The 13,265-nt window shown below is 55.7% G+C and carries 15 protein-coding genes; all 15 read right to left on the reverse strand.

All coding sequences use genetic code 11. From position 1 onward, the window contains the following. Positions 1-20 precede the first annotated feature (20 nt). On the reverse strand, positions 21-827 hold the full coding sequence (gene trpA / locus NYE48_RS17320) for a tryptophan synthase subunit alpha (protein WP_212946809.1): 807 nt from the start codon (positions 825-827) through the stop codon (positions 21-23). Beyond that, on the reverse strand, positions 824-2,020 hold the full coding sequence (gene trpB, locus NYE48_RS17325; RefSeq protein ID WP_339324326.1) for a tryptophan synthase subunit beta: 1,197 nt from the start codon (positions 2,018-2,020) through the stop codon (positions 824-826). The genes trpA and trpB overlap by 4 nt, the downstream gene beginning before the upstream one ends. Further along, positions 2,017-2,688: a phosphoribosylanthranilate isomerase gene (locus NYE48_RS17330; RefSeq protein WP_212946812.1), complete on the reverse strand. Its 672-nt coding sequence runs from the start codon at positions 2,686-2,688 to the stop codon at positions 2,017-2,019. The genes trpB and NYE48_RS17330 overlap by 4 nt, the downstream gene beginning before the upstream one ends. Continuing rightward, positions 2,685-3,506, reverse strand: a complete 822-nt coding sequence (gene trpC, locus NYE48_RS17335; RefSeq protein ID WP_340999569.1) for an indole-3-glycerol phosphate synthase TrpC — start codon at positions 3,504-3,506, stop codon at positions 2,685-2,687. The genes NYE48_RS17330 and trpC overlap by 4 nt, the downstream gene beginning before the upstream one ends. Beyond that, on the reverse strand, positions 3,496-4,536 hold the full coding sequence (gene trpD / locus NYE48_RS17340) for an anthranilate phosphoribosyltransferase (RefSeq protein ID WP_212946814.1): 1,041 nt from the start codon (positions 4,534-4,536) through the stop codon (positions 3,496-3,498). The genes trpC and trpD overlap by 11 nt, the downstream gene beginning before the upstream one ends. Before the next feature lie 21 nt (positions 4,537-4,557). Further along, positions 4,558-6,114, reverse strand: coding sequence for an anthranilate synthase component I (trpE, locus tag NYE48_RS17345; protein ID WP_340999570.1), 1,557 nt, complete (start codon positions 6,112-6,114; stop codon positions 4,558-4,560). 428 nt (positions 6,115-6,542) lie between these two features. Further along, positions 6,543-6,917, reverse strand: a complete 375-nt coding sequence (gene aroH / locus NYE48_RS17350; protein ID WP_340999571.1) for a chorismate mutase — start codon at positions 6,915-6,917, stop codon at positions 6,543-6,545. Beyond that, complete coding sequence (gene aroB / locus NYE48_RS17355) at positions 6,910-8,016, reverse strand: 3-dehydroquinate synthase (protein ID WP_212946819.1); 1,107 nt, start codon at positions 8,014-8,016, stop codon at positions 6,910-6,912. The genes aroH and aroB overlap by 8 nt, the downstream gene beginning before the upstream one ends. 235 nt (positions 8,017-8,251) lie before the next feature. After that, positions 8,252-8,434 (reverse strand): hypothetical protein, encoded by a 183-nt coding sequence (locus NYE48_RS17360; protein WP_036710030.1) that lies wholly within the window; start codon positions 8,432-8,434, stop codon positions 8,252-8,254. Positions 8,435-8,521: 87 nt separating this feature from the next. Then, a complete protein-coding gene (locus NYE48_RS17365; protein ID WP_052147000.1) occupies positions 8,522-9,286 on the reverse strand; it encodes a CheR family methyltransferase in 765 nt (254 codons plus the stop codon). Between the two features lie 62 nt (positions 9,287-9,348). After that, a complete protein-coding gene (gene ndk / locus NYE48_RS17370) occupies positions 9,349-9,792 on the reverse strand; it encodes a nucleoside-diphosphate kinase (protein WP_036710027.1) in 444 nt (147 codons plus the stop codon). Positions 9,793-9,908: 116 nt separating this feature from the next. Then, positions 9,909-10,883: a polyprenyl synthetase family protein gene (locus tag NYE48_RS17375; RefSeq protein WP_036710023.1), complete on the reverse strand. Its 975-nt coding sequence runs from the start codon at positions 10,881-10,883 to the stop codon at positions 9,909-9,911. A gap of 132 nt (positions 10,884-11,015) precedes the next feature. Beyond that, positions 11,016-11,648, reverse strand: coding sequence for a UbiX family flavin prenyltransferase (locus NYE48_RS17380; RefSeq protein WP_036710019.1), 633 nt, complete (start codon positions 11,646-11,648; stop codon positions 11,016-11,018). Beyond that, the gene (locus tag NYE48_RS17385; protein WP_340999572.1) at positions 11,645-12,517 is read right to left on the reverse strand and encodes a UbiA-like polyprenyltransferase; all 873 of its coding nucleotides are present in this window, start codon (positions 12,515-12,517) and stop codon (positions 11,645-11,647) included. The genes NYE48_RS17380 and NYE48_RS17385 overlap by 4 nt, the downstream gene beginning before the upstream one ends. Next, a complete protein-coding gene (locus NYE48_RS17390; RefSeq protein ID WP_212946824.1) occupies positions 12,510-13,259 on the reverse strand; it encodes a demethylmenaquinone methyltransferase in 750 nt (249 codons plus the stop codon). Before NYE48_RS17390 ends, NYE48_RS17385 begins: the two co-directional genes overlap by 8 nt. Positions 13,260-13,265 lie beyond the last annotated feature (6 nt).

The following is a 13,265-nucleotide window of genomic DNA, read 5'->3' on the forward strand; positions in this document are numbered from 1 at the left end:
ACCACTCACTTTCAGCAAATTTATGCTTTTAATTGTGACACAAACTTGCGTATTTGCAAGAGGCCATCTTGGCGAGTGTCCGCATTTTGCAGAAGGGGGATGGATTCTTCGATGGTTCGCACGATGGCGCTGCCTACGACGACGCCGTCGCAGATGCGCGAGAAACGCTCGGCCTGTTCCCTGTTCGAGATTCCGAAACCGATGGCGACCGGCGTGTCGGTAAATTCTTTGACCTGGCCGATGAACTCCTCGACGCCTTCATAGAAACTGGACCGTTCCCCCGTCACGCCCAGCGAAGAAACGCAATAGATGAACCCTTTGGCCCCCGCCACGATGCTCTTGATTCTTTCCTTCGAGGTCGGCGCCACGAGCGGGATGACATGGATCTCCGCGGCTTCCGCACGGCGAAGCAGTTCCGCCGATTCCTCCACCGGCAGATCCGGTATGATCAGACCGCTGATGTCATGTTTCTTCACCTCATCGAAAAACCGGTCCAAGCCGAACTGCAGCACGGGATTGTAATACGTAAAAAGGATGAAAGGAAGCTTTACCCCGGCGCTGCGCGCTTTGACGGCGGCTTCCATGCAGGATCTGATGTTGACCTGATGCTTCAAAGCCCGCTGGGAAGCGCGCTGAATGACGGGTCCGTCGGCCAGAGGGTCGGAATAAGGGACGCCCAGCTCGACGATATCCGCTCCGGCCGCTTCCAATTGGGCGATGATCTCCACCGACGTCTCCACATCGGGATCGCCGATGGTCAGGAAAGGGATCAAGGCGGTCTCCCGCGCTTCCTTTAATCTGGAAAAGGTTTGGTCGATCAAGTTCATGCCTGTTTCCCTCCCGTGTACGCCATAATGGATTCAACGTCTTTATCCCCGCGCCCGGATAAGCAAATGACGACGAGGTCTTCGCTGCCGAGGCTTGGCGCCATTTTGACCACCTGCGCGATCGCGTGCGCGGATTCCAGCGCCGGGATGATTCCTTCGGTACGGCACAGCAGCTGCAGCGCGTCAAGCGCCTCCTGGTCCGTAACCGGCACGTATTTGGCCCGTTCGATATCCTTCAAATACGAATGCTCGGGTCCGACGCCCGGATAGTCCAGGCCCGCAGAGATCGAAAATGCCTCCTGAACCTGTCCGAACGAATCCTGGAGCAAGTAACTCATCGAACCTTGGAACACCCCTTTGGTCCCTTTGCTCATGGTTGCCGCATGAAAAGCGGTTTCGACGCCTTTGCCCGCAGCTTCAACCCCGATCAGCGCCACGCCCTTGTCCTCGATGAACGGATAAAACATGCCGATGGCATTGCTGCCGCCGCCGATGGCCGCGACGACATGATCCGGAAGGCGCCCTTCGGCTTCTAAAATCTGGCGGCGCGTCTCGTCCCCGATGATCCGCTGGAAGTTGCGCACCATCATCGGATACGGGTGCGGCCCGACGGCGGAACCCAAAATGTAAAAGGTGTCGTCCACGTTGCTCACCCAATACCGGAGCGCCTCGTTGCCGGCATCCTTCAGCGTCCGCGATCCCGAGGTCACCGGTACGACTTCGGCCCCGAGAAGCTGCATCCGGAATACGTTTAATGCTTGGCGCTTCGTATCTTCCTCGCCCATGAACACTTTGCATTCCATGCCGAGCAGCGCGGCGACGGTCGCCGTGGCCACCCCGTGCTGGCCGGCTCCCGTTTCGGCGATCACCTTGTTTTTGCCCATGCGTTTTGCCAATACGCCCTGCGCCAGCGCGTTGTTGATCTTATGCGCCCCCGTATGGTTCAGGTCCTCGCGTTTCAGATAAATTTTGGCCTTGCCCAGATGTTTGCTCAGCCGCTCCGCGTAATATAGCGGGGTTTCCCGTCCCGAGTACTGCTTCAACAGATAGGAAAGCTCCTCCTGGAAGGAAGGATCCTCCGCATAACGATGATAAGCTTCCTCAAGCTCTATGAGTGCATTCATCAGCGTTTCCGGAACGAACCGTCCTCCGAATTCGCCAAAACGTCCATTTTGATCCGGCAATTGAGTCATGCCTGCTTCACCCTTTCCACAAAAGCTGCAATTTTTTCGAGATCTTTCGTTCCGTTCGTTTCCACGCCGCTGGATACGTCGACGCCGTCCGGCGCATAATCCCGGACCAAACCCGCGACGTTGGAAGCGTTCAGCCCCCCTGCCACCAGCAGCGGAATTCCCTGCTTCCGGGTCCATTTTTGATATGCGGGGATTTTATCCCAAGCAAATGTGGTCCCCGATCCGCCGCCGTATTGGGGTTCGAACGTATCCAGCAGCAGCGCGTCGACCGCCCCTGCATAGTCCTGAATAAGGATCGGATTCCCGTCCGATCGGTGCTGGGGCTCGACGGAGACGACTTTGAACAACTCCGCTTGAAAACGGTTTTTGACCTCCCGGCAAAAATCTGGGCTTTCCTGTCCGTGAAGCTGGATTACGTCCAGCGCGACGCGGGACATGACGTCCTCAAGCCGCTCCATGTCCGGATTGACGAATACGCCTACGGTGCGCGGGGCGGGAAACCCCTCCCAAGCCTTGGCGGTTTCGGCCATCTCGGCTGCCGCGCCGGGCGTCACTTGCCGCCGGCTTTTGGCAAATACGAAGCCGATATAATCGATCGGCAGGTTATTCATAGATTTTAGCACTTCAACGCTTTGAAGTCCACAAATTTTTACCATCGTTTTGTTCATGTTCGGTAAACGCCGCCTTCCTCCGTAACGGGGCCCATCAAATCCCGGACCGCAGCCCGCACGTCCTGCTGGCGCATGAAATACTCCCCGATAAGAACGCCTGTCGCCCCGGTATTCTTCAGGAACTCCATGTCGCTCACCCCGGAAATGCCGCTTTCGCTGATGACGGGCACGCCGTCCGGTACCAGCTTGCTCAGCGTCTCGGTGGTTGTCAACGAGGTTTCGAACGTATGCAAATTGCGGTTATTGATGCCGATCAACGCGCCGTCCGCAAGGCCAAGCCGAAGCACCTGCTTCATCTCTTCCTCGCTGTGCACCTCGATCAGCGAATCGAGGCCTATGGAGGCCGCCGTTCTCATATACGATGAAATCTGTTCCGGCGTCAGAATGGCCGCGATCAGCAGGATCGCGTCGGCGCCAAGGAGCCGGGCTTCATAAATTTGAAGCTCGTCGATGATAAAATCCTTCCGGAGCAGCGGCAGGCTCACGGCCTCGCGCACCGCCTGCAAATACTCCCCTTTGCCCTGAAAATACGGCTCGTCGGTCAGGACCGACAGGCAGTCCGCTCCCGCTTCTTCATAATCAAGCGCGATCCGGACCGGGTCGAAATCGGGGCGGATCAGCCCTTTGGAAGGGGATGCCTTCTTCACTTCCGCGATGAGCCCCATGTCCCGCTTTCTCCCGGCCGTCAGCGCCCGCGAAAAACCTTTGGTCGCGGGCATGTTCGCAATGGCTTGCAGCGCATGGTCTACCGATAAACGTTCCGTCAGCTTGGCTGCTTCCTCCCGTTTCGTCACGACAATTCGATCAAGATACATAACTCAGCTCTCCCGTCATTTGAATCAATTGCTGCAATTTAGCATAAGCACTTCCGTTATCGATCGCTTTCGCGGCGGCATGAACGCCTTCGGCGATGCTGTCCGCAAGGCCGGCCACATAAATGCATGCTCCGGCGTTGGCGAGCACAACGTCCCTGTACGGGCTTCGTTCGCCTTGAAGCACGGACTCGACGATCCTGGCGTTTTGCAACGCGTCCCCGCCCAGAACGGCCTCCAGCGGATGCACATCGAGACCGAGATCGTGGGGGTGGATTTGGTAGGTCCGCACCACGCCGTCCCGCAGCTCCGAGACCTGGGTCGGCGCCGAAATGCTGATTTCGTCCAGCCCGTCGTGGCTGGTTACGACAAGCGCCCGTTTGGAGCCAAGCTCGCGAAGCACCTCCGCGATCGTTTCCGTCCGGTTGCGGTCGTAGATCCCGAGCAGCTGCCGATCCGCTCCGGCCGGGTTCGTCAGCGGCCCCAGCATGTTGAACACCGTCCGGACCCCAAGCTCCTTCCGCGGCACCGCCGCATGTTTCATGGACGGATGGTACAGCTGCGCGAACAAGAAGCAAATGCCGATTTCATCAAGGCAGCGTTTCGCCTGCTCGCTGCTCAGATGAATATTCACCCCGAGCGCTTCGAGCACGTCCGCGCTGCCGGCGCGTCCGGAGGCCGAACGGTTTCCGTGTTTGGCCACGCGCACCGAAGCCGCGGAAGAGATGATGGCTGACGCCGTGGAAATATTGAATTTGTGGATGCCCGACCCGCCCGTTCCGCAGGTGTCCAGCAGCTTTTCGTTGTCCGCCTTGACCGTGCTGGCCACGTTCCGCATCGCTTCCGCGAAGCCCGTAATCTCATCGACCGTTTCGCCTTTGATCCGCAGCGCCATCAGCACCGCGCCGATCTGCGATTGCGTCACGCTGCCTTCCATAATGGACGACATCAGCTGCCGCGCTTCCTCGCGCGTCAAATCGCGCCCTTCGATCAACCGGTTTAAGCATGCAGGGATAAATCCGCCCGTACTCATACCTCATCTCCTCCTTCGGGTTTATGGCGTATATTCATAAAAATAATCCTGATTCAGCTGCTCCGGCATCGCCTGATCGGCCTGCGGGAACATCGCTTCGGCCACGCGTATCGACTTCAGCAGGGCTTTCGCCTTGTTGAGCGTTTCTTCGTACTCCCTCTCGGGCACCGAATCCCACACGATGCCCGCCCCGGCCTGAACGAACGCTTTTCCTTTGCGGAAAATGATCGTCCGGATCGTGATGCAGGAATCCATATTGGCGTTAAATCCGAGGTACCCGATCGCTCCCGCATAAGCTCCCCTGGCTTCCCGCTCCAGTTCGGCGATGATCTCCATGGCCCGCAGTTTCGGAGCGCCGGAGACGGTTCCGGCCGGCAGGCAGGAAAGGAAAGCGTCAAAAAAGTCCTTATCGTCGCGAAGCGTGCCGGAAACGTTCGAGACCATATGCATGACGTGGGAGTACTGTTCGATTTCCATGAACATGTCGCATTTGACCGTTCCGAACTTCGAGACGCGCCCCAGATCGTTGCGTCCCAAATCGACGAGCATCAAATGTTCGGCGCGTTCCTTCTCGTCCGCCAGGAGCTCCTGCGCCAGCCGTTCGTCTTCGTGCTCGTCGCTCCCCCGCGGGCGCGTCCCCGCAATCGGCCTCGTCTCCACGCGGTCGCCTTCGACCTTGACCAGCGCTTCCGGCGACGTGCCGACAATGATCTCCTCATGCATTTTCAAGTAGTACATGTAAGGCGACGGATTCAACGTCCGCAGCACCCGGTATACATGCAGCGGGGAAACTTCGGTTTCGATGTGGAAGCGCTGGGACAGCACCACCTGAAAAATGTCCCCTGCCCGTATATATTCCTGGGCGCGCTCCACGTTTGCCATATATTGCTCCTTGGTCATGTTCGATTTGATGTCGCCCAGCGGGATGTCTGCCGGAATCGGACGACCGTTCACGTTCTCCCGCGGCCCATGGCTTTGCAGCTGCTCCGCGATTCGGTCCAGCTTCCCGTCGAGCTCCGCGTATTTGCGGCGGATGTCTTCATCCGTGTCGCCCGGGTTGACATGCACGTTGCCTACCAGCAAAATCTGCTGTTTCACGTGATCGAATACGATGACCGAATCGCAGAACATAAACCGGATGTCGTCCATGCCCAGGTCATCCACCGCATGCGCCGGCAGTTTCTCGTAATATTGCAGCAGATCGTATCCGAAAAATCCGATCGCCCCGCCAGTAAACGGCGGCAGCTCTTCGTGCTTCGGGCTGCGGTACCGGCGAAGCAGCTGCTTCAGCTCTTCCACCGGCCTGCCTTTCATCGTTTCCTTGCTCCCTTGGCGCTCCAGCACAATTTCGCCCTTTTTGCCGTAAATCATCATAAACGGATCGGTGCCGATAAACGAATATCGCGCCCATCTGCTGCCGCCCTCCACGCTTTCGAGCAAAAACGCGCAGTCGCGCCCGGCGTACCGCTGGAAAATGCGGATCGGGGTTTCCATGTCGGCAAGCAGCCTTTTTACGACGGGGATCAAATTGTATTCGCGGGACAGCTTCAAAACCTGTTCAACGCCCGGATTCATCATTGGCCATATTCCCTCCTTCAGGTTGTAAGGACTTCATGTCAGCAGCGAATCGAGTTTTTTGATGTTGGACAGCAAAAAAACCTCTACCGAAGTAGAGGGTTTGACGTTCATTAAGTATATGGAAAGAGGGGTCCGTCAGCAGATCGGCTTCAACGGCGCCTTGCGGATCTATTGCCTGCAATCGGGCAAAAAACCTTCAAGGGGCGTTAAAACGAATGCCCGACACGTTCCAAGTTGCGATTCATATGGACTCGGCTCTTCTATACTCAACTCAGCTCAACTAAACTCTACTCGTCTCATGATTAACCGGAATCTCCATCCCGGTTCAATCCTGTTTCGGTTCCTGCAAAGGACTCCCTGTTGCCCGAACCATTAACCTACACTATACAGGATGAAACCTGTCCTGGCAAGCATCCTTCCAAAAAAAGTTAGGATTTGGGAGCCGCCAGATCCGGGCGCAATCTTTGGGCCTCGTTCAAATACACGTGTTTCATTTCGCGTTGGCTTTTTTCGGTATTCACCTGTACCATCAGCCGGATGCAGCGCGGAAGGCTGCCCTTCACCGGCACCTCCACGGAACACATCAAAGGCACCATCTCCCAGCCTTCGAGCTCCCGGATCGCTTTGGCCGGGAAGGCCGCGTCCAGGTCCTGGGTAAGCGTGATCCAAACGCTGCAAATATCTTCGGGATCGATTTGGTTCCGCTCGACGATTTCGCGCATCAGAACGACGGTCTCGTCGAGAATTTCGCGCTCGTCGTTATGCCGGACGGTCGTGGCGCCCCTTATCCCTCTGTTATACATTGGCTTTTCCTCCTTTTCTAAGCTGCTTCAGGATATCTCTGACCAGCTGCTGCGGAATATCCTTCACGATGCTGACGGAGCCGATGGCATCCGGTACGATGAATACCATCGTGTTTTCCTTGAACTTTTTGTCATGCATCATTGCTGCCATCAGCTCGTCTTCGCCCAAATGGTCTGGCAAAATGACCGGCAAATTCAACGCTTTCAGCATGGCCGTCGTGTCTTCGTACAGCCCTGTGCCGCGGCCGAGCGCCTCGGCCAACAGGGCCGAGCCGGCCATCCCGATCGAAATGGCTTCGCCGTGAAGGAATTCGCCGTACCCGGCAACCGCCTCAATGGCATGGCCGATCGTATGGCCAAGGTTCAATATGGCCCGCAGACCGCCTTCGCGCTCGTCCTGGGACACCACCTCCGCCTTGATGGCCACCCCGCGTTCGAGACCGTACCCCAGCGCCTCCCGGTCGAGCGAAAGCAGTTCCTGCGCATAGTCTCTGCACCAGTAGGCGAATGCGGCATCCCGGATGAGCCCGTGTTTGACCATCTCCGCCAAACCCGCCGACACTTCGCGCGGAGGCAGCGTCATCAACGTGTCGAGGTCGTACAGCACGAACTCGGGCTGATGGAAGGCGCCGATCATGTTTTTCGCCAGCGGATGGTTCACGGCCACCTTGCCCCCGACGCTGCTGTCATGGGCCAGCACCGTGGTCGGCATTTGAATGAATGCGATGCCGCGCATATAGGTCGCGGCCACGAAACCCGCCAAGTCCCCGACGACGCCGCCGCCGAGGGCAATGACCGAAGATTTGCGGTCCAAGCCGCCTTGGATGGCCGAAGTCATGACTTCCTCGAACACCTGCAGCGATTTGGAGCTTTCGCCCGATTTCACCACCGAGACGACCAGGCGAAAGCCGGCTTTCTCGAGCGTTGACTTCAGCGTATCCAGATGATGCGGGGCGACCTTGTCGTCGGTGACGATCAGATGCGGGCTTTTGACGGACAAGCCGTGTTTGACCAGAAACGATCCCGCCTGCGGCAGCAGGCCGGTGCCGATATAAATCGGGTACGAGCGTTCTCCCAAATCCACATGTACCGTTCTCATATTCGCAACACTCCGCTTGCGATGAAGTTAGAAATACTCATGTTGCTTTCCCCCTTTAAACTGTTAAACGGTAAACGGCTAAAATCCGATGATATCTTTGCCCATTATAATATTTAACGGTAGGCCCTGTCACGCGTTGATTCAAAATTTGCCGCCAGAGCATGATCACGGTAAGCTGTTGCCTGTAAATCCGCATACAAAAAAAGCCGGCCCTTTGAAATCAAGGGTCGGCGTCTTATTCTGCGCTGCTGCCGTTTGCGGTGAGTCTGCCGGCGGGCTTCGGGGCGTTCTCCAGGTTTTCCACGGAATCCCGCACCATCCGGCTTAGCCGGATATCTTCGATGCCCAGAATTTGCCCGCATTCCTGAATCGTAATAAACCCGCGGCGGTACGCGGTAATGACCTGGCGTTTGTCCATGAATGATACGAACCTCCACTTTTGTGAGTTCCCATGTCAATCATAGTATCGGTTTGAACCGGCCTTCATTATACCTGTTCTGGAACGTCAGCCTTTTTTCCGGTAAAAAAACGTTTCGGTCGGCTCGAGCCCGTATTGTCCCGGCGAAAAAATTTGCTCCGTGCTGCCGACGAACAAATACCCGCCCGGGCGGAGGGCTTCCGCGAATTTGTGGTACAGCTTGGATTTGGCTTCCTCCGTAAAATAAATCATGACATTCCGGCAGACGATCAAGTCATGTCCCTTTTCGAACGGGTCAAGCAGCAGGTTTTGCTTGCGGAACTCGACCTTCTTTTTCAGCAGCTCGCTGAATTTGAACAGGGCTCCATCCTGCGTAAAATAGCGGGCGGCGACGTCCTGCGGCACATCCTTGAGGGATCGCTCCATGTAAAGCCCCTGCTTGGCTTTGGCCAAAGCGCCTTCATCGATGTCGGTCGCAACCAGCTTGGACGCATCCAGCAGGCCTTTGCCGTCGAGGATCATCGCAAGCGTATACGGTTCCTCCCCCGTGGAACAGGCAGCGCTCCAAACCTTAAGCCCCCGCGGACTTCCGCCGGCCAGCTCGGGAAGGATGATGTCCCGCAAAACCTCCCAGCGGTTCGGGTTGCGCCAAAATTCGGATACATTGATCGTCATCCGGTCCAAAAATTCATAAAACAAGGATTTGTCCTTGGAAAAAGCCTCGAAAAAAGCGGCGAAACTCGTGTAACCGTTTTTAACGCGGAGCGTGGTCAAACGGCGTTTCATTTGCGCTTCCTTATATTCCGACAGATCGATGCCGGTGCTTTTCTTTACGTTTTCGATGAACATCATATAATCACGGTCCGGCAGGGAAATTCCGGCAGATTCCCCCCCGGTCGGCGGATACGGCTGTTTTACGTCCACGGCGAGATGGTCTTGTCGTATTCCACCAGTTCGTGCGCTTCAAAAAAATTCGCGATCTCGCGCGCGCTGCTTTCCGGGGAATCGGAACCGTGGATCAGATTATGCGGGGTGTGCGAAGCGTAATCGCCGCGGATGGTGCCCGGCTGCGCTTCCTTCACGTTCGTTTTCCCCATCAACATCCGCGACAGGGCGATAATGTCGTCGCCTTCCCATACCATGGCGAAGACGGGGCCGGAAGTAATAAAGTTGACCAGGTTATCGTAAAAATCCTTGCCTTCATGTTCGGCGTAATGGCGTTTCGCCTGTTCCTGCGACACTTGCACCAGCTTGCCTGCCACCATTTTGAACCCTTTGTCTTCCAGTCTTGCGATGATTTTGCCGATTAAACCACGTTGTACTCCGTCTGGCTTGACCATTAAAAAAGTTCGTTCCATAAACTCACTCTCCTATTTTGACTCAAGTCGTAAGGTTAAGTATGGCAATCTTACAATATATAAAATCAGACTGATATTAACTTCGTCAAACCTGCAATGGAAGGCGGCAAGGTGCTTCAATAAGAGCGTTTGGTCACGAAATGGGCGATGTCCCTCAAATTTTTCTTCGTCCGGTTATCCGGGAGGCGCTCCAGCGCGCCAAGCGCTTTTTTTATGTAACGATCCGCCAAGGCTTCGGCCCGCGAAATGCCGCTGCTGGACTTGATCATCTGAATGGCCCCGGTCACGTCGCATTCCCCGTTGCGTTCGCGGATATAGCCGATTTCCCTGAGCAGGGGAGCCTTCAGCTCTTCGTCCTGGAGGGCAAAAATGACCGGCAGCGTAATGTTCCCCTGCCGGATGTCGCTTCCCGGAGGTTTGCCGATCTGTTTTTCCGTCCCGCACAGGTCCAGCAGGTCATCCTGGATTTGAAAGGCCATGCCGACGTTGTATCCGTAACGGTACAGCAAATTGGACACCTTCTCATCCGCGTCGGAAGCCACGGCTCCGAGCTGGCAGCTGACCGCGATCAGAAGGGCGGTTTTGCGGCGAATCCGCAGCAGGTAGCGGCGCACGCTTTGCTCGGTATTGAAAAAGTCGCGGATCTGCTCCATTTCGCCGATGGACATTTCGACCATCGCTTTGGACAGGATTTGATGGATTTGCGGTTTTTCCAGCTGCGCTGCGATCATGAGAGCCCGGGCATAGATATAGTCGCCGGTGTACATCGCGATCCGGTTGTCCCATTTGGACTTGACCGTCAACTCCCCGCGGCGGGTATCCGCGTCATCGATCACGTCGTCATGAACGAGAGAGGCCATATGGATCAGCTCCAGCGGCACCGCCACGTGCTTAAGCTTTTCCAAGTCGTAGTTTCCGAACTTCCCCCCCATCAGCACGAACACGGGACGCAGCCGTTTGCCTCCCGCCTTCAGCAGATGCATGGACGTTTCGTTCAGCAGCTGATGCTCTCCTTCGATGCTGCGAAAGAGCTCGTTTTCAATGTAGTTCATATCTTTTTTCAGTAAGCCGAATATGTCTAATCTTTTCATTCCTTCACCCGTGTCAGCGTATTCTCAATCCGCATTTCCCTTTTGCAGCAGCAGAATTCGAGTTGTTTTCATGCAATAACCAGTTTTAGTTCATCATAGCACAGTTCATACGCAGATGACACTGTACCGGATTCAGGGTTTTTCCCGCTTGTGCGCGGCCTGCCCGCCGTCCCAGCGGGTAAACAGCCGATGTTCGATCCGCAGGCTGTCCAATATTTTGCCTACCTGAAAATCGACCAGATCGTCGATCGTTTCGGGATGAAAATAAAAAGCCGGCATGGCCGGAATCATTTTCACTCCGAGCCGGGCAAGCTTCAGCATATTTTCCAGATGGATGGCATGCAAAGGCGTTTCCCGCGGCACCAGGACGAGCGGTCGCCCTTCCTTCAGCATGACGTCCGCCGCCCGCGTCATCAGATTGTCGGAGGCGCCGCTGGCCACCGCGGACAACGTGCCCATGGAACACGGAACGATCACCATGCCTTCGACCTGGTAGGAGCCGCTTGCAATGGTCGCGCCGATGTCCGCGATCGCATGGTACGTCAGCTTGCCCGGAAGCCCGCCGAATTTGTCCTGCAGCGCCTGCTCCCGCCTGGCGGCATTCCATCCAAGTTCCTCGCCGAGGACCCGCCAGCCCGCATTGGAGACGACCAGATGAACCGGGTAACCTTCGCTTAAAAGAACCTCGATCAGGCGCACGCCGTAAACCGAGCCGCTAGCTCCCGTGATTCCGACGACCCAGCCCCGTTTTTTCGCATCGATCAATGGAACTGCACCACCAAGTCAATCAGCGTAAAGACAAAAACAACGATACTAAGCACGCTGTTCATGGTGAAAAACGAGGTCTGCAGCTTGCTCATATCATTTGGCGACAAAATGAAATGTTCATAGAATAGGATAAAATAAGAAATGACCATCCCGGCGAAATACCACCAGCTCAAATCCGTCGCAAAAAAGAGGATGATAAAACCTGCGGCCGTGACCATATGAAAATATCTTGCGATTTTCAACGACCCGTGCAGGCCGAAGCGGGCAGGAATGGAGAACAGCCCTTCCTTTTTATCGAATTCCATGTCCTGAATCGCGTAAATCACGTCGAAACCCGCCGTCCAGAACGCGACGGAAACGTAAAGCAAAAGCGCCGTCCAGTCGATGCTGTTCGTCACGGCCACCCAGCCGCCCAGCGGAGCCAGCGCGATCGTAAGCCCGAGAATCAAATGGCAGAGCCATGTAAAGCGCTTCGTGTAAGAATAAAAAACAAGGAAAAAGACCGCGATCGGAAGCAGCTTTACGGCAAGCGGGGACAATTCGAACGCCGCCCAGAACAACAATACGAAACAAACGATCGTAAACACGATGACTTCGGCCGTTTTGAGAAGCCCTGCGGGAATCGCCCGCCCGGCCGTGCGGGGGTTCTTTTTATCGATGACTTGGTCGATCATCCGGTTCAAACCGAATGCGGCGCTCCGCGCCCCGAACATGGCCATCAATATCCAGCCGATTTGCGCCCATGAAGGCAGATGGCCGTTTACGGTCACCGATCCCAAAATGGCCCCCATAAACGCAAAGGGAAGTGCGAACAATGTATGTTCGATTTTGATCATTTCCAAAAAAACACCGATTTTCTTAAACATGCCGATTCTCCTTAATCCCAATATGTAGTGCCGCGATGCCGCCAGTCAGGGGATAGGCCTTGACATGCTGTAACCCGACGTCCCGGAATATCGACGCCAGCTCCTCCCTTCCGGGAAAAAGCGCAAGCGAATCCGGCAGCCACTTGTACTGCTCGTATCTTTTGGCGAAAAGTTTGCCCAGATTAGGCAGTACCTTTTGAAAATAAAAATAATAAATGCTCTTGAACGGCTGCCATGTCGGCTTGGACAATTCCAAGCAAACGACCATGCCGCCGGGTTTGACCACGCGTTTCATTTCCTGGAGCACCTGCACCAGATCCGGCACGTTCCGAAGGCCGAAACCGATCGTCGCATAATCGAACCGGTTATCCTCGAACGGCAGCTCCATCGCATTCCCCTGCACCAGCGTAATCTGGTTTTCGAGATGTTTGGCCCGGACCTTGCTTTCCCCTACCTTCAGCATGTTGGGGCTAAAATCAAGTCCCACCACTTGGCCGGTCCGGCTGGCCTCAGCCATGCTGAGCGTCCAGTCGCATGTACCGCAGCACAGGTCGATGGCCGTATCCCCGGGTTTCATCGCCATCTTCTTCATCGTAAATTTGCGCCAGGCCTTATGCCTGCGGAAACTTAAAATGTCGTTCATGATGTCGTACTTGTGAGCGATGCTTTCGAATACGGATTGGACGTGGTCGTATTTGTGGTCCTCCGTATGCGTTTTGGGCTCCGAAGCATTGATATTCATTAAGCA

Origin of the sequence: Paenibacillus sp. FSL M7-1455 (genome assembly GCF_038004655.1) — a bacterium.
GTDB classification, from domain to species: Bacteria; Bacillota; Bacilli; order Paenibacillales; family Paenibacillaceae; genus Paenibacillus_AQ; species Paenibacillus_AQ cookii.

What these genes read in the sequence shown, in the direction of transcription:
- aroH (WP_340999571.1), bottom strand. Translation starts at nt 6,917, where the DNA reads ATGTATAACAGAGGGATAAGGGGCGCCACGACCGTCCGGCATAACGAC.
- trpA (WP_212946809.1), bottom strand. Translation starts at nt 827, where the DNA reads ATGAACTTGATCGACCAAACCTTTTCCAGATTAAAGGAAGCGCGGGAG.
- NYE48_RS17385 (WP_340999572.1), bottom strand. Translation starts at nt 12,517, where the DNA reads ATGTTTAAGAAAATCGGTGTTTTTTTGGAAATGATCAAAATCGAACAT.
- NYE48_RS17365 (WP_052147000.1), bottom strand. Translation starts at nt 9,286, where the DNA reads ATGATGTTCATCGAAAACGTAAAGAAAAGCACCGGCATCGATCTGTCG.
- trpE (WP_340999570.1), bottom strand. Translation starts at nt 6,114, where the DNA reads ATGATGAATCCGGGCGTTGAACAGGTTTTGAAGCTGTCCCGCGAATAC.
- NYE48_RS17375 (WP_036710023.1), bottom strand. Translation starts at nt 10,883, where the DNA reads ATGAAAAGATTAGACATATTCGGCTTACTGAAAAAAGATATGAACTAC.
- ndk (WP_036710027.1), bottom strand. Translation starts at nt 9,792, where the DNA reads ATGGAACGAACTTTTTTAATGGTCAAGCCAGACGGAGTACAACGTGGT.
- trpC (WP_340999569.1), bottom strand. Translation starts at nt 3,506, where the DNA reads ATGTATCTTGATCGAATTGTCGTGACGAAACGGGAGGAAGCAGCCAAG.
- aroB (WP_212946819.1), bottom strand. Translation starts at nt 8,016, where the DNA reads ATGAGAACGGTACATGTGGATTTGGGAGAACGCTCGTACCCGATTTAT.
- trpB (WP_339324326.1), bottom strand. Translation starts at nt 2,020, where the DNA reads ATGACTCAATTGCCGGATCAAAATGGACGTTTTGGCGAATTCGGAGGA.
- trpD (WP_212946814.1), bottom strand. Translation starts at nt 4,536, where the DNA reads ATGAGTACGGGCGGATTTATCCCTGCATGCTTAAACCGGTTGATCGAA.
- NYE48_RS17330 (WP_212946812.1), bottom strand. Translation starts at nt 2,688, where the DNA reads ATGAACAAAACGATGGTAAAAATTTGTGGACTTCAAAGCGTTGAAGTG.
- NYE48_RS17390 (WP_212946824.1), bottom strand. Translation starts at nt 13,259, where the DNA reads ATGAATATCAATGCTTCGGAGCCCAAAACGCATACGGAGGACCACAAA.
- NYE48_RS17360 (WP_036710030.1), bottom strand. Translation starts at nt 8,434, where the DNA reads ATGGACAAACGCCAGGTCATTACCGCGTACCGCCGCGGGTTTATTACG.